This window comes from Psychrobacter sp. van23A, from assembly GCF_030845275.1.
Lineage (GTDB): Bacteria > Pseudomonadota > Gammaproteobacteria > Pseudomonadales > Moraxellaceae > Psychrobacter > Psychrobacter faecalis.
Window position 1 is genome coordinate 2,839,118 of sequence record NZ_CP132595.1, and the last position, 18,633, is coordinate 2,857,750.

Genomic DNA, 18,633 nt, shown 5'->3' on the forward strand with positions numbered 1-18,633 from the left:
AAAAGTTCACAAGCTATAAGATATAATTCACTGTAGCTTGTCGCCTATTATAGCAAGAGTGGTGACAAATATCAGTTACCAAATGTTATGATTCAACGATTCGTTATGCTAATTGGTAATTTAGCTCATGCTAGCCTAGAATATAGCAGTATCAGTGAATCAATGACGGACAGAAAATATGACGCAAGCCAGCAGCGCAAACCTTACTCCACAAGAGCATTTAACGCAAACGACCCTCGCCAATCAATGGGTGCTTGCCAGTAATAATAAAGGCAAACTTGCTGAGTTTAAACGCTTATTTGCAGCGGCAGATTTGGCTGTGACGATTGTGCCGCAAGGTCAGCTTGATATCGCTGATGCCATCGAAGACGGTTTAAGCTTCGTTGAGAACGCTATTATCAAAGCACGGTATGCCAGCCGAGCAAGTGGCCTACCGGCGATTGCGGATGATTCAGGGCTTTGTGTGCCAGTATTGGGCAATGCGCCCGGTATCTACTCTGCCCGCTATGCCGGCGAGCATGGCAATGACGCCAAAAACAACGCCAAGCTTATCGCTGACTTGCAGCCTATTCGTGCAGCCAAGCCAGATACCCCTATCAAAGGTATGTTTGTGTGTGTATTGGCCATGGTGCGTCATGCCGATGACCCACTACCGATTATCGCCCAAGGTTTATGGCACGGCGAGATTTTAGACGCGCCGCATGGTGATGGTGGTTTTGGTTACGATCCGCTATTTTGGTTGCCAGAATTACAAGCGACGGCGGCAAGTCTTAGCGCTGAGGACAAAAACAGCATCAGTCATCGTGGTCAAGCCATTGAGCAGTTATTGGCGCAATTGCCGCTATAAGCGTATTTTTTAATAAGTAGACTATTACAATGATAGCTAAACCTATAAATTCTCGACGAGGCGATTAAACAGATAATTTTTACTTTGATAAACAGATAGATTATACTGTTCTACTTTTAAAATTTTGTTGAAAGCCGTTATTTGTCTGTATAATTGAGCAAAAAGCGTTATTATGCGGGCGATTAGCAGTTAATATTGATATCTGAGAGCGTTTATTTAGAATAAAGCGTTTCATATTTTTGTGCCGTCAGCGATTGCTACGCTCACAGATTGCGAAATCGCGCGCTAGCAATATCCCCTATTTATTCCAACGGCAACCAGTAGCACACGCGTATTTTGCAGCCTGGTTGTCTATTTCTATTTAATCCTAAAGGTGTAACGAATATGGCTACAGATTTACAAGTCACAACCAACAAGCTGTCTAACAAAGAAACTCAGCTAACGGTTAAAGTACCCGTTGAAAAAATTCAAAACAAAGTTGAAGGTCGCATCAGCCAAGTGGCGAAAACCGCCAAGATTGACGGTTTCCGTAAAGGTAAAGTACCGATGTCGCATATCCGTTCACAGTACGGTGCCGGCATTCAACAAGAAGTCATCAACGATGTGATCCGTGATACCGTATTTGAAGCGATCAAATCTGAAGACATCCGTGCTGTTGGCATGCCCAACATCGACGACGTGAAACTTGAAGACGACTTCTTGGTTTATCAAGCGACTGTTGAAATCTTCCCAGAAATCGACGTCCAAGGTATTGATGAAATCGAAGTTGAGCGTCACACAGCGACCGTCAGCGACGAAGACGTTGACACTATGATCGAAAACCTACAAAAGCAGCGTCAAGAGTTCGTTGAGAAAAAAGGTAAAGCGGCCAAAGACAACCAAGTGACCTTTGACTTTGAAGGTTCAATCGACGGCGAAAAATTTGAAGGCGGCTCTGCTGAAGACTTCAAATTGGTTATCGGTAGCAATCAGATGATTCCAGGCTTTGAAGATGGCATCAAAGGTATGAAAGCGGGCGAAGAAAAAGTCATCGATGTGACTTTCCCAGAAGATTACCAAGCTGAAAACTTGGCTGGTAAAGAAGCACAATTTAAAATCAATGTGAAATTGGTTGAAAAATCAAAACTTCCTGAAATCGACGACGAGTTCCTAGAGCTATTCGGCGTAAAAGAAGGCGGCGTTGAGAAATTAAAAGAAGACGTGCGTAAAAACATGGAACGCGAAATCAAAAATGCCGCGCGTAGCCAAGTAAAGCAAGCGACCTTTGATGCGCTACTAGAAAAGAACGAGTTTGACGTACCAAACGCTATGCTAGAGCAAGAAATCGATCGTCAACGCAACATGATGATGCAACGTTTTTCTCAGCAGTTTGGTGCTAATGCTGATAGTTTCGATAAAGACATGCTGCCAAATGAGCTGTTTGAAGAGCAAGCGCTACGTGCTGCCCGTCTTGGCATCATCGTTGCTCGTGTTATCGACACCAAAGGCTTAGAAGTTGACCAAGAGCGTGTTGAAAGCTTTATCAAAGAAGCCGCTGAAAACTACGAAGACCCAGCGGAAGTCATAGAATACTACACCAATGATAAGCAGCAACGCGCTAACATTGAGTCAGTAGTGCTAGAAGACCAAGTGGTTGATTATTTAATCGAGCAAGGCAAAGTAACAGACAAAGAAGTGAGCTACCAAGACCTATTGGCCGCTCAGCAGCAACAAGCGATGTAATAATGTAATTTAGCGTTTCGCCAGTCAATACGGACTGGTTTAATACCTAGCATAATCAAAAATGCCCTGACACATTTGTTAGGGCATTTTTATTGCTTGCTGTGCCTGCGCAGACAGAGACTACAAAAAATTGATGTCAGCAATACCGTAGCGTTTTTAAGATATTTTGAATATAGCATTTTTTATAAACAGATTATTCATGCTACCCTTGATAAGTGCGCACAGACGCCTTATTAATAGGGAGTCGTTTATCATTTGTCACATTAAACCGTTACTATTGCTTTGGTAAAAAAGTTACTATTGGCTCACTTATTTCTAGCGACGACCATTATTTATTAGCCACTATTTTAGCAGGCAGAGCCAATCTTCTTAATTAAGTATATTTTGGCGCCGGATTAATTTAATAAAATAAAATGTATGCGCGAATAGGTTTTATTTTCTAGTAGGTTTTATTACCAAGCGATAATGTTTACAATGATAATCATCAATAACAATGTAGCCAACAGCTAGCTTCTATTTTTTATTTTATGGACTTATAAACAGGACATCTTTATGACAGATTATGATCGCATCACTGCTAACCCGCATTTTGATATGTTGATGAGTGCGCATGACAACGTACAAAGCACGACTCAAGCCGCATTGGTTCCGATGGTGGTTGAGCAATCAGCGCGCGGTGAACGCTCGTTTGATATTTTCTCACGCCTATTACGTGAGCGCGTTATCTTTTTGACCGGTCAAGTTGAAGACCACATGGCCAATCTTATCGTGGCGCAGCTATTATTTTTAGAAGCAGAAAACCCTGATAAAGACATTCATTTATATATCAACTCGCCAGGCGGTTCAGTGAGTGCTGGTTTGGCTATTTTTGATACCATGAACTTTATCAAACCTGAAGTCTCAACCATTTGTATGGGCGGCGCGTATAGCATGGGCTCATTCTTACTGGCAGCGGGCGAAAAAGGCAAACGTTATGCCCTAGCCAACTCGCGCGTGATGATTCACCAGCCTTCAGGCGGCGCGCAAGGTCAAGCAACCGATATTGAAATCAATGCGCGTGAAATTCTAAAAACCCGTGCTCGTTTGAACGAGATTTTGGCTGAGCGTACCGGTCAACCGGTAGAGAAAATTGAAAAAGACGTTGAGCGTGACTACTGGTTAGATGCTAAAGAGGCCAAAGAATACGGTTTGGTTGATGAAGTATTAGAGCGTCGCCCCGATTCTTTATAAGCTTTAATTTCTTTATAAGCTTTGATAATAGACGTTTAAAAGACTGTAAAACATCAGTAGCCTAAATGCGCTACGGTAAGTGAGAATGTATCAACCGACCTGCGCTTTGTCGCTGATGTCCATAATCAAAACATTGATAAGCATTAAATTTTAGGAGTGCCTGTATATGGCAGAAGATAATACCCCGCATTGTTCGTTTTGCGGCAAAGAAAAAAGTGAAGTAAAGCAGCTGATTGCCGCTGACGACGCCAATATCTGTAATGAATGTATCGAGCTATGTACGGACCTGATTGCTGATAGCGCCGAAGATGGCGACGACGACAGCGACATTGATACCTCTTGGGTCAATAAAAAACTACCAACGCCAAAAGAGCTGCGTGCCAAGCTTGATGAATATGTCATCGGCCAAGATGCGGCGAAAAAAGCCTTAGCGGTCGCAGTTTATAACCATTATAAACGCCTAAAAGTCAGCCAAACGTTGGCTAGAGATAGCAAAAAAGCCAAAATCGGCGCTGATGACGCCATGGTTGAGTTGGCAAAAAGTAATATCTTGCTGATTGGCCCAACGGGTTCTGGTAAGACCTTGCTTGCGCAAACACTCGCACGCTTACTTGATGTGCCGTTTGCGATGGCAGATGCGACGACGTTAACGGAAGCCGGTTATGTCGGTGAAGATGTTGAAAACATCGTACAAAAGCTCTTGCAAGCCTCTGACTATGATGTCAGCAAAGCTGAGCAAGGCATCATCTATATTGATGAGATTGATAAAATTAGTAAAAAAGGCGACAACCCTTCTATCACTCGCGACGTGTCGGGCGAAGGCGTACAGCAAGCGTTGCTGAAACTTATCGAAGGCACGGTTGCCGCTATCCCGCCACACGGTGGTCGTAAGCATCCACAGCAAGAGCTGATCCAAGTCGATACCAGCAATATCTTGATTATCGTTGGCGGTGCGTTTGCCGGTCTTGATAAAGTCATTCAGCAGCGTACGGAAAAAGGCGGTATTGGTTTTAACGCTGATGTCAGCTCAAAAGATGACAGCCGCCGCAGCTCAGATTTGCTGCAGCAAGTTGAGCCAGAAGATTTAATTAAGTTTGGTCTCATTCCTGAATTGATTGGTCGTCTGCCTGTACTTGCAGCGCTACAAGAGCTTGATGAAGAAGCTTTGGTACAGATTTTGACAGAACCGAAAAACGCCTTAGTAAAACAGTATAAATATCTGTTTGAAATGGAAGGCGCTGAGATTGAGTTTACCAAAGAAGCGCTTGATGCGATTGCCAAAAAAGCCATGGAGCGTAAAACCGGTGCGCGTGGTCTGCGCTCTATCGTCGAAAACGCTCTGCTTGAAACCATGTACGAGCTGCCATCGATGAAAAATGCCAAAACCGTACTCGTTGACGAGCAAGTGATTAACGAAGGCAAAACCCCTAAAATTGCATAAGTGACGATTGGGTAAAAGCACTTCATCATGTTTGACGGGCTATATGCTTAACAGACTATATGCTTAACAGACTATATGCTTAACATGCTATTGATTTAAAAAGCGTCTGATAGTTATTCAGGCGCTTTTTTATGTCTGTGATTTATCATCATAGGCTGGCTAAAAATGACAGCTGCGTTTATCAATCAGTAGCAGCCAAAGGGACAAATCATGCTAAGGTAAAGCGACTTTTATACGTTATCCTTATTGACGACCAAACTCTTCAAATCAATGATACAAAGGACTGTTTATCATGCTTAACCACGTTTCTGGAAATATCTCTGCAATCGCAAACTCTCTACGTCAGCATCTGCCTTTTCCCTTGCAGCAAGACCACGATATTACCCCTTATTATGCCAATCATGTCGCCGCTATCACCGGTGCAGGTTCTGGCATGGGACGCGAGCTTGCCCTGCATTTGGCAAAAATGGGCTGCCATTTAGCGCTATCGGATATCAATCCTGAACAATTGGCGCAGACCAAGGAGCTACTGGTCGGCTATGATGTCAAAGTTACCACCACCGTACTCGACGTCTCGGACAATAAAGCCGTCGAAGCTTGGGCAGATAGCGTGATGGCAGAACATAGCAAAGTAAATTTTATCTTTAATAATGCAGGCGTGGCGCTCTACTCTTCCGTTGAAGGCAGCAGTATTAGCGAGCTTGAATGGGTGATGGATATCAATTTTTGGGGCGTGGTTTATGGCACCAAGGCGTTTTTACCCCTGATTAAAAATAGCGTCAAAGAAAGCGAAATTGATACTGGTAAAAAAGATAACAAGTCGCGCCAATTTAACGAGCATGGTCATATCATTAATATCTCAAGCCTGTTTGGTTTGACCGCGCAACCCTCCCAATCGGCTTATAACGCCAGTAAATTTGCGGTGCGCGGCTTTACCGAAAGCTTGCGCCAAGAGTTAGACATTCAGCGCTGCGGCGTGTCGGCAACTTGTGTACATCCCGGCGGTATTAAGACCAATATTGCCAATAGCGCCCGCGGTAACGACAGTATCAGCGACCTCGGTATGCGTAGCGGTAGCAAAGCCATTCGTAGCTTTAATAAATTCTTAAAATTCGATGCCAGCGCAGCGGCTTGGATTATTTTACAAGCGGCGGCGACCAACCAGCCGCGCTGCTTGATTGGCAACGATGCCAAAATGATGGATGCCGTCCAACGCGTATTCCCGTCTCGTTATGGTCAGGTACTCAATGATATCAACAAATTATCGCGTAAATTAAAAGGCAAAAAGCACGTAAAAACAGCCAACCCTAAAGCGGTAACTACTCATTAATATAGCGGCAAATACACGACGATAAGTTAAACTATTAAACAAACATGCTTAGCAAAAAGCGCGTGAATACTTCGCTATTCACGCGCTTTTTTAGTAGAAAACAACATATAGTCAAAATATCCTAAAAACGCGACGGTATTGCTGATATCAATTTTTGTAGCCTCTGTCTGCGCAAGCACAGCAAGCAAGTAAGAAAAATTGATATCAGCAGTGCGTAATGTAGCGATATTACTTTCCACTCACTATAGATACTGTGGTTTGCGCTTTAGCTTTTTTCAACTTGGTTTGTCACGTTATGTTTTATTTTCAATTTAAAATCACTTTACGTATTTGTATTTGATACAATCATGTTACTAGCAAGTTACTGATTGATTACCCCGTAGTTTTTGATGAGCAAAGTGGAGCGTCTACATAAATTCGTACTGTCGTTTTATCTAAATCACAGCATAAGTTCTGCCATCATTGCTGCTAAATTAACACATCGATAGATTTTTATATATTATATTTTAAGATAAGGATATTCCAATGAGAAAGTTTTTACGTACTAAGTCTTCTATTTTAGTGGCGTCTATCTTTGCTCTTGGTGCAACTGTTCTCACAGGTTGTGATAATAGTAGTGAAACTAAGGCAGTTGATCGCGTCGAGGAGGCAGCAGCCCTAGCACGCGTAAAGGATCTTGAGGCACGTGCAGATGCCTTAAAAGGCAACATGCCTGCTGCCAATGATATAACTGCAGGCGGCGCTGATGCTGCAAGCGGTAAGCCGTCCATTAAAATGCCAGACGAATCGACCATTCCAGATGATGAGTATGGCGCTGCCGTACGCCGCGGTCTACAGCTTGCCAACCATACTTATAAAGAGCTGCCAAATAACGTTGGTAACCAGCTTAACTGTACCAGCTGCCACCTAGGCAATGGCTCAGAAGCGTATGCCGCGCCTTGGAACAATATGCCCAGCGTTTATCCGATTTATCGCTCACGCGCAGGTCGCGTCAATACCATACAGGAGCGTATTAACGGTTGTTTTGAGCGTTCGATGAATGGTAAGGCACTCGATCTTGATTCAGATGATATGAATGCGATGGTGTCTTATATGAGCTGGTTGTCGCAAGATATGCCATTCGGGGTATCACCTGAAGGTCGCGGTTTTGTAAAAGTGAATAAAGAGTTAGAGCCAAACCCTGAAACCGGCAAAAAGCTGTTTGCAGAAAAATGCAGCGTTTGCCACGGTGCTGATGGCGAAGGTCAATACAATGATGATGGTACTTACCTTTACCCAGCAGTCGCAGGCGACAAGTCTTTTAATGATGGCGCAGGCATGGCGCGTACATATACCGCCGCGGCCTTTATTAAAGGTAAAATGCCGTTCGGTCAGGGCAATACACTAAGCGATCAAGAAGCGGTCGATATTGCCGCCTACTTTACCCATTTGCCGCGCCCTGTCAAAGCCAATAAAGACAAAGATTGGCCAAATGGCGATGCACCAAAAGATGTGCGTCGTTAATTGAAAAACTTATGAGTTAGACCATAAAAAAGCCCAGTTATTGAATAGCTGGGCTTTTTTATCATAGATAGTTAAGACAAATAGTTAGGAAAATTGGCGTGCTTTAGCTTTAGCCTTACTATTCATTTAGGGCAGTTTCATATCGCCATCGACCAACCAGCCAAGGCGGCGCATCACGTAAGCGACCAGACCAGCAATGAGAGCAGGTAAAATGAACATCAATAATATAATCGCCGTCCACAACTGAGCACTGCTCATGATTTCTTGTGATGCTTCAATGACGCCAAACACCCCAACCAGTCCTGCCGTGCCCATACCAGCGCCAGTTGCTGTGCAAGCTAGCCCAAAGCCAACGGTTGCGATAGGACCAACGATGGCGCTAGCAATCACAGCAGGCAATAGTACGAGCGGTTTTTTAAGGACATTAGGAATCTGTAGCATACTGGTACCAAGTCCTTGGGATATGATACCACTGACGCCGTTGTCTTTAAAACTGGCCACCGCAAAGCCAATCATATGCGCCGCGCAGCCAACTACCGCTGCCCCACCTGCTAAGCCGCCAAGTCCAATAGCGATACAGATAGCCGCGCTTGAGGTCGGTAGCGTCAATAAAATCCCGACCACCACTGCTATCACGACACCCATGAGAAGCGGCTGTAATTCAGTCGCTGCTTGAATACCCTGACCAATGGCGTTGACCGCAGCGACGACTGGAGGATTAAGTAGCGCACAGACGATGAGTGCCACCGTACATACCACTAAAGGGATAAGCAAAATATCGAGCTTGGTCTTGCCAACGATCCAAGTACCAGCGCGATAAGCAAATACTGAAGCCAAATAAGCACCAATTGGATTACCGGGCACAGCAACGAAAGTTGCTGGACTTGCCTCTTGCGCGATAAATAAATTGCCCGCCATCAAAGCTTCAGAATGCGCGCCAAGCATCCCTGCAACCAAGCAACTTAGCATCACCAAAGTTGGTGCTTTTAGGTAGTAGGCGATACCAACACCGATACCTGCGCCCATTAATACTGACGCCAGCTTGCCGACCGCTACCAAGGCTGGCAGGCTTAACCAACCACCAATTTGCGAGATGATAAGACCAGCGATAAGGGTCACAAACAACCCTAACGCCATGCCGGTAAAAGCATCGATAAAATACTTTTGAAAAAAAGCTTTCATCATACCAACGGGCGCAGTTTCTGAAGGAGTTACAGTCATCATGATGCTCTTATATTGAGTTTGCCGAAAGGAGCTAAAAAACATATCAAAAAAAAGGGATAAAAAAAGCGTCCTCTGACGCTTTCTTTATCGATGCTTTAGGTTTAACGGCGCTGCTCAACGATAATAGAATCAATACCGTTATTTTGCAGGCGCTGCTGAGCAGTGGCAACCGCTTGTCGATTATTCATCGGGCGTGAAATCACCTGATAAATAGGCAGGCCATTACCGGTAGTGTTTTTCACCACCCTAGCATCGACACCAGCCATCAGAACTTGTGCTCGCCGACGGTCTGCTTCATCGGCATCACCAAAGCTGTTGATTTGCAAAATATAAGTCGCCGCAGGCTTCGCTGGCTGAATACTAGCATTGCTAGCGTTCGCTGTATTAGCTCTGTTTGCAGCCGCGCCTGTATTCGCGCCTGTATTATTGGCAGCTGGTGTATCATCATAAGTCGCATCTTCTTCGACGATGACAATATCGTCGTCATTATTGCTGTTTGCTGCATTATTCGTATTGTTGCTACGACTAGGCTCAATCGTTGTGCTCTCAGAAATACCAAAGTTACCCGCATCATTAGTACTGGGCGTGGTGTTTTCTGGCTGATTGACGACTACATCTGGCTCAAAATCAGTGATTTGACCGGATTGGCTACTACTGCCTTCGCCGAAGTCCTCATCGGGAATGGTTGCCATCTCTTGATTGGGCAAAATATCATAGAACTCATAATCACCATTGTCGGTATCGGTATCGACCCGTTGCTGAACTTGTCTATCAGCATCGGTGCCCTCACCGCTGCCCGCAGGACTAAAGTTAAACAAGGGTGAGAGGTATAAAAACACCCCGATCATGAGCGTCAATACTGCCCCAACAAACATCCATAATAAGCCTGACACACTACTGGTTTTGCGTTTTTCAGTGGCACCTTTTGGTTTTTTGGCTAACATGGATCTCGTTCTCCCTACTGAATTATCTGTCGTTGTCGAGTTATCGTTATCGAATTGTCTTTATCGAATCAGCACTGTCGATTAGATTAGAATTGAAGAATTATCATCAAATAATGGCTACAGCCGTCTTCCTTTATACTACATGCTAGACGGTGCAGACAAGCCTAATAAGCTCAATCCATTGGCCAATACTTGACGTACGGCTTTAGATAAGCGTAAACGCGCTTGCATCAAATCCGTCTCATCTTGGCTTGGCGTTTCACCTGAAGTTAGGCTGACCGGCAAGATGCGATTGCCATCATACCAACCATGAAATAACGCCGCCAACTCTTTTAGATAGTTGGTTAAGATATGCGGTTCATAGCCTGTCGCTGAGCGTAGCAAGGTTGCCGGATAAGCGGCCAATAATTTAATCAACTCTTCTTCGCTCGGTGCGGTCAATAACGCTTGCTTTTCAGCGCCAGTAATATCGTCTACTTGCAGACCACTGGTTTCTAGTTTTTCTAACACACGGCAAACCCGGGCATGCGCATACTGAATATAGTAAACCAAGTTATCTTTACTTTGCGATTTGGCCAGCTCCAAGTCAAAATCAACATGAACTTCAGGCTTACGAGCGACGTAATAAAAACGTGCAGCATCGTTACCGACTTCATGGCGCAGCTCACGTAAGGTAACAAATTTGCCCGAGCGCGATGACATTTGCACTTTTTCACTACCGCGCCATAAGGCAACAAACTGTACCAATACCACATCAAGGCGGTCGGCATCGATACCAAGTGCCGTCAATGCCGCTTTTACGCGCGGCACATAACCATGATGGTCAGCGCCCCAAACGTTAATGACTTTATCAAAACCGCGATCGAACTTGTTTTTATGATAAGCGATATCAGAGGCAAAATAGGTACTTTGACCATTAGCACGGCGTACCACACGGTCTTTTTCATCGCCAAAATCAGTCGATTTAAACCAGATATTGCCGTCTTTTTCGTATAAATAGCCTTTTTCATCGAGGATTTGTAAAACAGGCTCAATCTCGCTATCGATGGATCTTTCGCTAAACCAGCATTCATAACGGACACCAAAGTCATTTAAGTCGTCTTTGATATCAGCCAAAATACTGCTCAATGCCGCATTTAAAAACAGCTCATAACCGGCGCCAAGCAAGGCTTTGCTATTGGCAATCAAACCATCGATATGGGCTTCTTTATCGCCTGATAGCAGTACTTTTTCGCCATCATTATTTATCTCAAACTGTGCATCTGCTGCTACGTCTTTGGCAATATCGGCAAAACTGTGCACGTAGCTATTGCCATGCTGGGTTTTTAGGGTTTGCGCAATATCCCTGACATAATCGCCTTGATAGCCATTGACTGGGAAGGTGACTGCCTCGCCATTAGCTTCTAGATAACGCAAATAAGTACTGGTCGCCAAAATATCCATTTGGCGACCGGCGTCATTGACATAATACTCACGCGTGACATCATAACCAATGGCTTCAAGCAAATTTGCCACACTCATTCCAAAGGCAGCACCGCGTCCATGACCGACGTGTAAGCTAGACGTAGGGTTGGCCGAGACAAATTCAACTTGAATTTTTTGACCTTGAAACTGCTTGCTTAAACCAAAGCGTTCTTGCAATTTAAAGATATCGTCTAACACCGAAAATTTGGCTTCGGTATTTAAAAAGACGTTGATAAAACCAGGACCTGCGATTTCTACTTGACGAATATTTTGATTTTCAGGCAAGGCATTAACGATTTTTTCAGCAAGCTGGCGCGGATTGGCTTTCGCAGCTTTGGCAGCCGTTAGGGCGATATTGCTCGCAAAGTCACCATGACTGGTATCTTTAGTGCGCGTAATTTGGCTGTTGTTTTGCCAATCAGCCGGTAGTTCGCCGTTCGTTTTTAGGACTTCAATGGCACTGTCAAACAGTGAGGCGAGCGTATCGATTTGGGCTTGTGACATAGGACTATAAACTCAGATAAATGAACAAAAAATTGGGGTAATATAAGATAAAACAGAAAAAATAAGTAACCTATAAATATAACAACCTTTAGCTGCTATTGCACTATTTGAACCAAAAATAGCACTAAAATCACCGCTATTATACTAGATATGTGCAAGTGACAAGTGGACGACTATTATAGGCTGCAAATATAGGGCTATTTAAGCGGATTGTAGCGTTACTGTTGTTTGACGTTGGTGAAACATTTATAGCAACCTTATTCCGCGTTATAATGGCAACATTAATCTATTGCTGCTTCTATAAATGCTGATGCCATTTATAACCATATATAAAAACAGACCATAGAAAACGCAGCACTTTACACTTTCATTGACAGGATAAAACCATGTTTGCTATTGCTTCTAGTACCGTCACCAGTTGGGGCATGTATATTTTATTGCCCATTTTTATTGCTTTCTTATTCTTTATTATTTGGGATTTATCAAAACAGTCTAACGCTGGGCGCGCTGGTACTTTTTGGATGTTTTTGGCCTTAGGTGCGGGTTTTATCGGTTTTATCCTAAAAGTATTGATAGAGATGGCATTTAAACGCTGGTTTATTTAACCGACCTCTCTTAGCCAACCGCAAACCGCCAGCGCTATTTTTTTGCAATTAAGGTTGCCCGTTTCGGCGCAGGATACCCTTCGATGGTTTTACTTCCATCAGTAGGGTCTAAAAAATCCGCCAATGAATGATACGTCATCCATTCGGTTTTGCGCTGCTCCTCAGTCGATGTAACCGCTACATCGACGCAGCGTACCTCGCTAAACCCCGCTTTTTCTAGCCAGCCAATAAGTGCATCGACCGATGGCAAAAAATAGACATTATTCATCTGTGCATAACGATCATGCGGTACAAGGACAGTATTGGCATCGCCATCGATAACCAAGGTTTCCAGCACCAGCTCACCACCTTTAACCAACTGACCTTTTAGCTGTTGCAAATGCTCAAACGGCGACTGGCGATGATAGAGCACGCCCATACTAAATACGGTATCAAATAGCTGGCTGTGCTCCGGCAAAGCTTCAAGCGGTACGGGAATATAATGCGTTTTATAATGATCAGCGGCGCCGACAAAATGACGAATGGCCATAAATTGATGATAAAACAAACATGATGGGTCAATAATGATGACCGTCTCTGCGCCCGCACCTGCCATCCGCCAACCGTGATAACCCGAGCCACCGCCCACATCTAATATTCGTCGTCTTTTTAGATTGCCTAAATGCGGTGCAACCCTTTGCCATTTCCAATCGCTACGCCATTCGGTATCAATTTTTATAGCGGACTCGTCATTAGCAATTTGACCACCAATCTGAAAAGGCCCTTTGCGCCACGGCATTAGCTGCTTTAGTAGCGCTAAGGTTTGTTTGCGCTCAGAGTCGCTGAGGTTGGCGGCAATCGTTAATACATCACTGTCCAAATCTACTTTATCAGCCGCTACTGTTGGCAAACGTGCCACCGACGCTTGGTAAGCAGGCGCGTGTGCGTAATTGGCTTTATCTTTAATAGCATTAAGCCACGTCGGCAAGCGCGTCAGCCACTCATAAGCACTCGGCTGCTGCTGCGCCAATGACAGCAAGGTTAAATATAATTCGCGTTCGGCATGAGTGATGGTGTCGTTAAGCATAAAAACAGATTGCCATGTTGGTAAAAAGATAGAGTAAAAATTTATATTAAAAGTCGAGCTGTTATTACTATCGCGTTTAAATATTATTTAAAGGCCACAATAGAGACAAAGTTTAAAAATTGAAACCACGTCAAATGACGCTCAAAGCCAACTTGCGCTAGACGCGTATGATGCTCATCCAAGGTATCGGTAATCAAAACGTTCTCTAACGCATTGCGTTTGCCGCTGATTTCCATCTCGGTATAACCATTGGCGCGTTTAAAATCATAATAACGCTCAACCAACCACGCATCATACTGCTCATCAAAAGCATGGGTTTTTTCGGTCAATACCAAAATACCACCCTCACTTAATGCGGCATAAATTTTCTCAAGCACTGCCACTCTATCGGCAGCGGGTAAAAATTGCAGCGTCAGATTCAGAATGACCATATCGCATGGCTCAAGCTCGACATCACGAATATCGGCGGTGATAACCTCGATGTTATGCGCGGGATAATTTTCCGTTAATAACGTGCTCGCCTCATTGGTCATCGCGGGTGAGATATCAATCGCCTTAATCTGTAAATCTTGCGGCTCAAACTCGCCTGCCAACGCCATACTTGCTGCACCCAGTGAGCAGCCCAAATCATAGACACGGCTGACACGCTGGCCGCTATCATCTTGCTGGCGGTATTTACAGTGACGACGAGCGAATATCGGCAACATCGCCAGCACTTGACCATAACCGGGTACACTACGGCGAATCATATCAGGAAAACACGCCACCACTTGCTCATCAAAAGAAAAACGCGCCGCTTTATCGAGTGGCGTGGTAAATAAGGTATCGTGCTTTACGGTGTTATTAGTCAGTTTAGTAGGCTTAGTTTGGCTCATGAGGTTGCTCATTTTTTGATAGTGGTTCGTTTTTTAATAATGAAACTTTGATTCTTTAAAAATAAAATATTAATTAAATGGTGAATTGCTCAGGGCTTTAAAGACAGCCAAAGATAGCAAAAGCCCATTATAACATTACTGTTTGTTACTTATGGCGAGCAACTGCCCTGCTAAGCTAAATAGGTAACGCTAATTCTTTATAAAGGCAATATTGAGACATAAAATTAGGATTGAAAGATGAGATATTGCAACCAAATAAAGACCTTAGCGCGTCTCTATGACAACAGCTATAATAATAGGAACAATTATGCAAACCATTATCTTAGGCGGTGGCTGCTTTTGGTGCACCGAATCAGTATTTTTATCCGTAAAAGGCGTGCAATCTGTGGTGTCAGGCTATATGGGCGGCGATGCCGTTTCTGCTAACTACGAAGCGGTCTGCGGTGGTGATACCGGACACGTTGAAGTAATCAAGGTTGAATTTGATGAGTCTATCGTACCATTAGAAGTGGTTCTTGATGTGTTTTTTGCCACGCATGATCCCACCACCATGGATCGTCAAGGCAATGATGTCGGCAGCCAATACCGCAGCGTGGTTTTTTATACCGATGAGGCGCAAAAACCAACGGTCGACCGTACTATTAACAAATTACGTGACATGGGCCTTAATGTGGTGACAGAAGTCCATCCTGCTATGGAATTTTACAAAGCTGAAGACGCCCATCAAGATTTCTATAATAGAAACCCGGGTCAAGCCTATTGTAACTTTGCTATTCCGCCAAAACTTGCCAAACTACGCAAAGAATTTAGTGAGTATATGGTGCATTAAACAAGTAACGTAAGTTTTATACGCTATCAAAGCCAAGGGTTAAGACGCTTGGCTTTTTTATTGCGTTTAGCGGTATGATAATATCAAACATCTAAAGTATATATAGGTTAGGAATAAAGGTATGGATTCTAAATTTTGGCAACAGCGCTGGCAAGATGGCCGTATTGGCTTTCATAAGTCTAACGTCAATCCTCAACTAACCGAGTATTTTTCTGAACTGGCAGTGCCCATCGGCAGCCAAGTCTTGGTACCTTTATGCGGTAAATCGGTTGATATGGTATGGCTTGCGCACGCAGGCTATGACGTCGTTGGCGTCGAGCTGGTGGAAACGGCTGTGCAAGCGTTCTTTGTTGAGCAAAAGGTTATTCCAACTATTACTGAATTTACGAGCGCTACTGTTAACGCCATTTTAAAACGCTATCAGGGTCAGCTAGCTGGGCAAACCATTACTTTATGGGCAGCAGATATTTTTGCTATTAGCGCAATAGATATAGGCGAGATTAATGCCGTTTATGATAGAGCAGCATTGATAGCCTTGCCAGCAACGATGCGTACTGATTATAGTGCGCAAATAGTTAAGCTTAGCAATCATGCGCCACAACTATTAATCACCCTAAACTATGACCAAAGTAAAAAAGACGGCCCGCCTTTTTCGATTAGTCAGCAGCAGTTACAGCAGTATTATGATACCGACTATAAAATTATCGAGCTTGAAAACCAGTCATCAACCCTTAATGCGGCATCTGAGCTAGCCGTAACTGAACAGGTTTGGTTATTAAATTCTTAATCAACTTATTCATTGGAGCTAAACCACGAAAAAGCGCTAAAGCTTGCTTCAACAGGATAGCCAAACCCTCTCTTAACCTCACGCTCACGTCAATTTATAGTAACTGAGTGCTTCGATACCTTTTCTTTACTATTGAGATTGGTTACTCTAAGTTCATACTGCTTAATTCAGCTTTGTTCTCTTTCAATGACTATTTCGATGTTTATAGGATATTTCCATGCGTTTTTCTTCGACCTCTACGTTATCGCTACTTAGCATCGCGATTGGCCTCAGCTTTGCCAGTACTGCGCAAGCGGCCAAACCACCAGCACCAGACCTATCTAATAGCCAGTTTCAACAGTGCTTAGATGGTTTAAAAAACTCTAGTAAATTCCGCGGCGTCGATAGCTATACGTTTAATAACTATCGTCCAAGCCAGCCTGACCCTAGTGTGATTCAGTCACTCAATTACCAGCCTGAATTTCAAAAGGACGTTTGGGATTATTTGTCATCATTGGTAGATAAAGAGCGGGTCGAAGATGGTATTCGGGCTAAGCACCAATGGGCAGATACCTTGCGCCGCATTGAATCGCGCTATGGGGTCAAAGCTGAGCATGTACTGGGCGTATGGGGCGTGGAGTCAAACTTTGGCCAGACATTGGGTAAAAAGCCCTTGTTTGAATCTTTAGCGACGCTGTCATGTTTTGATCGTCGTCAAAGCTACTTCCAAGGCGAATATGCCAATGCGCTAAAAATCGTCCAAAATGGCGATATTGCGCCTAGTGATATGACCGGCTCATGGGCAGGTGCATTTGGGCAAACGCAGTTTATGCCAAGTACCTTTTTAGAACTGGCTGTCGATTTCGATGGTGATGGCCGCCGCGACTTAGTTAATAGCGTCCCTGATGCGCTCGCCTCTACTGCCAACTTTTTGGACAAACGTGGTTACCGTACCGGCGAGCCATGGGGTTATGAAGTCAAACTGCCGAGTGGTTTTTGGGGCGCATCAAACCGTAAAGACAAAAAATCTATCAGCCATTGGCGCAATCAAGGGCTGACATTGGCGAACGGCAGCCCTCTGCCTTCTACCTTGGGCAGCGCAGGTTTATTATTACCAGCCGGCACTGATGGCCCAGCATTCTTGGTGGGTAAAAACTTCGACACGTTTTATTCGTATAACGCTTCAGAAAATTATGCTTTAGCAATTGCCCACTTATCAGACTTAATCGCGCGTGAAGACAGCAGCAAAACCGACTTTGTCACTGCCTGGCCGACGGACGACTCTGGTATTAGCCGTCAGCAATCTAAAGATATCCAGCAAGCATTATTAAATGCAGGCTACGATATTGGCGAAGTGGACGGTATCATTGGTGATAATACGCGTACGGCGATTCAGCAATATCAATCAAGCCATGGCATCTTTCCAGCCGATGGACGCGCCGGACAAAAATTTTATCGCGCCATCGTCGGTAATAGTGCTGCAAGCACTTCCCAATATGGAAATCCGTACGGACAACCAGCAAACAGTCGTCCTTTAAACCCTGCGCCTGCAGACCGTATGGGGCAATTGATTCAACAGCAAACTGGCAGCTCAAACTCTAATCCTTACTCGGTACAGCCGTCTGTGCAGCCAACCGTTAGACCATCAACCTCATCGGGCAATACGCGTTATCGCCGGGTTACCAGTCCTGATGGTACGATAAAGCTTGTACGTGTCGATGAAGGTTCATAATTAGCTAAGCTAAGGAATGATTTATTTAGTATCTACAAGCATGTATTAGCGACTAATAAAAAAGCCACGCAAATGAGCGTGGCTTTTTTATTAAATGAATTGAATAAATTGGAAAAAATACGGTCATCATTCTATTATTTTGTTAAATAATACCTACTAGATAACAGGTGGCGGATTTGGTTTTCCATTATCGCCATCCCAATTTTCGCGGGCTTTGTCATCTAAATCCGCAGGCGTTTTTGGTTTCCATTTACCGTTTTCTTTCCACGTCGCATCACCCCAGTCAGCATCTTCTTCCTTTCTATCCAAGTCCTTATAGGCTTGGGTTGGGTCAATGCCGCGGCGCTTCATATCGGCGACTTGTTCTTCGAGCGTACGAAACTGGTCGGCTTCAAGCATGGTTTCTTCTAAGCTGGTTAGTTCACTATTTAAATTTTTTTTGGCATCACTCATTGTTCGTTCTCCCTAATTATTAAGCATTATTATGTATTTATACGCTTATTATTACGGGTATTGCTCAGCTTCACAACTACAGAGACGTATGCTTTGTA

16 protein-coding genes are annotated in these 18,633 nt (G+C 44.1%); 10 read left to right on the forward strand and 6 right to left on the reverse strand.

Annotated elements, in window-relative coordinates; translation table 11 throughout:
- Positions 1 to 178: 178 nt before the first annotated feature.
- The 6 genes from rdgB to RAH45_RS12090 all read left to right on the forward strand — a co-directional run bounded on the left by rdgB (position 179) and on the right by RAH45_RS12090 (position 8,073).
- Positions 179 to 847, forward strand: coding sequence for an RdgB/HAM1 family non-canonical purine NTP pyrophosphatase (gene rdgB, locus RAH45_RS12065; RefSeq protein ID WP_306495304.1), 669 nt, complete (start codon positions 179 to 181; stop codon positions 845 to 847).
- Positions 848 to 1,231: 384 nt separating this feature from the next.
- Positions 1,232 to 2,569 carry a trigger factor gene (gene tig, locus RAH45_RS12070; protein WP_144297796.1) on the forward strand — a complete coding sequence of 446 codons (1,338 nt, stop codon included), beginning with the start codon at positions 1,232 to 1,234 and terminating at the stop codon, positions 2,567 to 2,569.
- A gap of 552 nt (positions 2,570 to 3,121) precedes the next feature.
- Complete coding sequence (clpP, locus tag RAH45_RS12075) at positions 3,122 to 3,799, forward strand: ATP-dependent Clp endopeptidase proteolytic subunit ClpP (protein WP_373429170.1); 678 nt, start codon at positions 3,122 to 3,124, stop codon at positions 3,797 to 3,799.
- A gap of 166 nt (positions 3,800 to 3,965) precedes the next feature.
- Positions 3,966 to 5,240: an ATP-dependent protease ATP-binding subunit ClpX gene (gene clpX / locus RAH45_RS12080; RefSeq protein WP_068407781.1), complete on the forward strand. Its 1,275-nt coding sequence runs from the start codon at positions 3,966 to 3,968 to the stop codon at positions 5,238 to 5,240.
- 433 nt (positions 5,241 to 5,673) lie between these two features.
- Positions 5,674 to 6,570, forward strand: a complete 897-nt coding sequence (locus RAH45_RS12085) for an SDR family NAD(P)-dependent oxidoreductase (RefSeq protein WP_306495955.1) — start codon at positions 5,674 to 5,676, stop codon at positions 6,568 to 6,570.
- Between the two features lie 525 nt (positions 6,571 to 7,095).
- Entirely contained in the window at positions 7,096 to 8,073 is a 978-nt protein-coding gene (locus RAH45_RS12090) for a c-type cytochrome (RefSeq protein ID WP_198328564.1), read from the forward strand.
- A gap of 126 nt (positions 8,074 to 8,199) precedes the next feature.
- On the opposite strand, the gene RAH45_RS12095 is transcribed toward RAH45_RS12090, so the two are convergent.
- The 3 genes from RAH45_RS12095 to argS form a co-directional block, all read right to left on the reverse strand.
- The gene (locus tag RAH45_RS12095; protein ID WP_373429191.1) at positions 8,200 to 9,294 is read right to left on the reverse strand and encodes a PTS sugar transporter subunit IIC; all 1,095 of its coding nucleotides are present in this window, start codon (positions 9,292 to 9,294) and stop codon (positions 8,200 to 8,202) included.
- Between the two features lie 104 nt (positions 9,295 to 9,398).
- The gene (locus tag RAH45_RS12100) at positions 9,399 to 10,241 is read right to left on the reverse strand and encodes an SPOR domain-containing protein (protein ID WP_306495306.1); all 843 of its coding nucleotides are present in this window, start codon (positions 10,239 to 10,241) and stop codon (positions 9,399 to 9,401) included.
- Between the two features lie 138 nt (positions 10,242 to 10,379).
- Complete coding sequence (gene argS / locus RAH45_RS12105; RefSeq protein ID WP_306495307.1) at positions 10,380 to 12,209, reverse strand: arginine--tRNA ligase; 1,830 nt, start codon at positions 12,207 to 12,209, stop codon at positions 10,380 to 10,382.
- 386 nt (positions 12,210 to 12,595) lie between these two features.
- Between argS and RAH45_RS12110 the strand changes: the two genes are divergently transcribed.
- Positions 12,596 to 12,814: a DUF2788 domain-containing protein gene (locus tag RAH45_RS12110; RefSeq protein WP_068406984.1), complete on the forward strand. Its 219-nt coding sequence runs from the start codon at positions 12,596 to 12,598 to the stop codon at positions 12,812 to 12,814.
- 34 nt (positions 12,815 to 12,848) lie between these two features.
- On the opposite strand, the gene cmoB is transcribed toward RAH45_RS12110, so the two are convergent.
- Complete coding sequence (gene cmoB, locus RAH45_RS12115; RefSeq protein WP_306495308.1) at positions 12,849 to 13,880, reverse strand: tRNA 5-methoxyuridine(34)/uridine 5-oxyacetic acid(34) synthase CmoB; 1,032 nt, start codon at positions 13,878 to 13,880, stop codon at positions 12,849 to 12,851.
- 83 nt (positions 13,881 to 13,963) lie between these two features.
- The gene (gene cmoA, locus RAH45_RS12120) at positions 13,964 to 14,767 is read right to left on the reverse strand and encodes a carboxy-S-adenosyl-L-methionine synthase CmoA (protein WP_306495309.1); all 804 of its coding nucleotides are present in this window, start codon (positions 14,765 to 14,767) and stop codon (positions 13,964 to 13,966) included.
- Between the two features lie 295 nt (positions 14,768 to 15,062).
- Between cmoA and msrA the strand changes: the two genes are divergently transcribed.
- From msrA to RAH45_RS12135, 3 genes are all read left to right on the forward strand, one after another.
- Entirely contained in the window at positions 15,063 to 15,584 is a 522-nt protein-coding gene (msrA, locus tag RAH45_RS12125) for a peptide-methionine (S)-S-oxide reductase MsrA (protein WP_144298101.1), read from the forward strand.
- Between the two features lie 121 nt (positions 15,585 to 15,705).
- A complete protein-coding gene (tmpT, locus tag RAH45_RS12130; RefSeq protein WP_306495310.1) occupies positions 15,706 to 16,371 on the forward strand; it encodes a thiopurine S-methyltransferase in 666 nt (221 codons plus the stop codon).
- A 217-nt stretch (positions 16,372 to 16,588) separates the two neighbouring features.
- Positions 16,589 to 18,082, forward strand: coding sequence for a lytic murein transglycosylase (locus RAH45_RS12135; RefSeq protein ID WP_306495311.1), 1,494 nt, complete (start codon positions 16,589 to 16,591; stop codon positions 18,080 to 18,082).
- A gap of 156 nt (positions 18,083 to 18,238) precedes the next feature.
- Here the strand turns inward: RAH45_RS12135 and RAH45_RS12140 are convergent, their stop codons facing one another.
- Positions 18,239 to 18,535, reverse strand: coding sequence for a hypothetical protein (locus RAH45_RS12140; RefSeq protein WP_068406968.1), 297 nt, complete (start codon positions 18,533 to 18,535; stop codon positions 18,239 to 18,241).
- Positions 18,536 to 18,633: the final 98 nt, after the last annotated feature.

Excerpts from the sequence above, each read along its gene's own strand:
- rdgB (WP_306495304.1), top strand. The coding sequence starts at position 179 with ATGACGCAAGCCAGCAGCGCAAACCTTACTCCACAAGAGCATTTAACG.
- tig (WP_144297796.1), top strand. The coding sequence starts at position 1,232 with ATGGCTACAGATTTACAAGTCACAACCAACAAGCTGTCTAACAAAGAA.
- clpP (WP_373429170.1), top strand. The coding sequence starts at position 3,122 with ATGACAGATTATGATCGCATCACTGCTAACCCGCATTTTGATATGTTG.
- clpX (WP_068407781.1), top strand. The coding sequence starts at position 3,966 with ATGGCAGAAGATAATACCCCGCATTGTTCGTTTTGCGGCAAAGAAAAA.
- RAH45_RS12085 (WP_306495955.1), top strand. The coding sequence starts at position 5,674 with ATGGGACGCGAGCTTGCCCTGCATTTGGCAAAAATGGGCTGCCATTTA.
- RAH45_RS12090 (WP_198328564.1), top strand. The coding sequence starts at position 7,096 with ATGAGAAAGTTTTTACGTACTAAGTCTTCTATTTTAGTGGCGTCTATC.
- RAH45_RS12095 (WP_373429191.1), bottom strand. The coding sequence starts at position 9,294 with ATGACTGTAACTCCTTCAGAAACTGCGCCCGTTGGTATGATGAAAGCT.
- RAH45_RS12100 (WP_306495306.1), bottom strand. The coding sequence starts at position 10,241 with ATGTTAGCCAAAAAACCAAAAGGTGCCACTGAAAAACGCAAAACCAGT.
- argS (WP_306495307.1), bottom strand. The coding sequence starts at position 12,209 with ATGTCACAAGCCCAAATCGATACGCTCGCCTCACTGTTTGACAGTGCC.
- RAH45_RS12110 (WP_068406984.1), top strand. The coding sequence starts at position 12,596 with ATGTTTGCTATTGCTTCTAGTACCGTCACCAGTTGGGGCATGTATATT.
- cmoB (WP_306495308.1), bottom strand. The coding sequence starts at position 13,880 with ATGCTTAACGACACCATCACTCATGCCGAACGCGAATTATATTTAACC.
- cmoA (WP_306495309.1), bottom strand. The coding sequence starts at position 14,767 with ATGAGCAACCTCATGAGCCAAACTAAGCCTACTAAACTGACTAATAAC.
- msrA (WP_144298101.1), top strand. The coding sequence starts at position 15,063 with ATGCAAACCATTATCTTAGGCGGTGGCTGCTTTTGGTGCACCGAATCA.
- tmpT (WP_306495310.1), top strand. The coding sequence starts at position 15,706 with ATGGATTCTAAATTTTGGCAACAGCGCTGGCAAGATGGCCGTATTGGC.
- RAH45_RS12135 (WP_306495311.1), top strand. The coding sequence starts at position 16,589 with ATGCGTTTTTCTTCGACCTCTACGTTATCGCTACTTAGCATCGCGATT.
- RAH45_RS12140 (WP_068406968.1), bottom strand. The coding sequence starts at position 18,535 with ATGAGTGATGCCAAAAAAAATTTAAATAGTGAACTAACCAGCTTAGAA.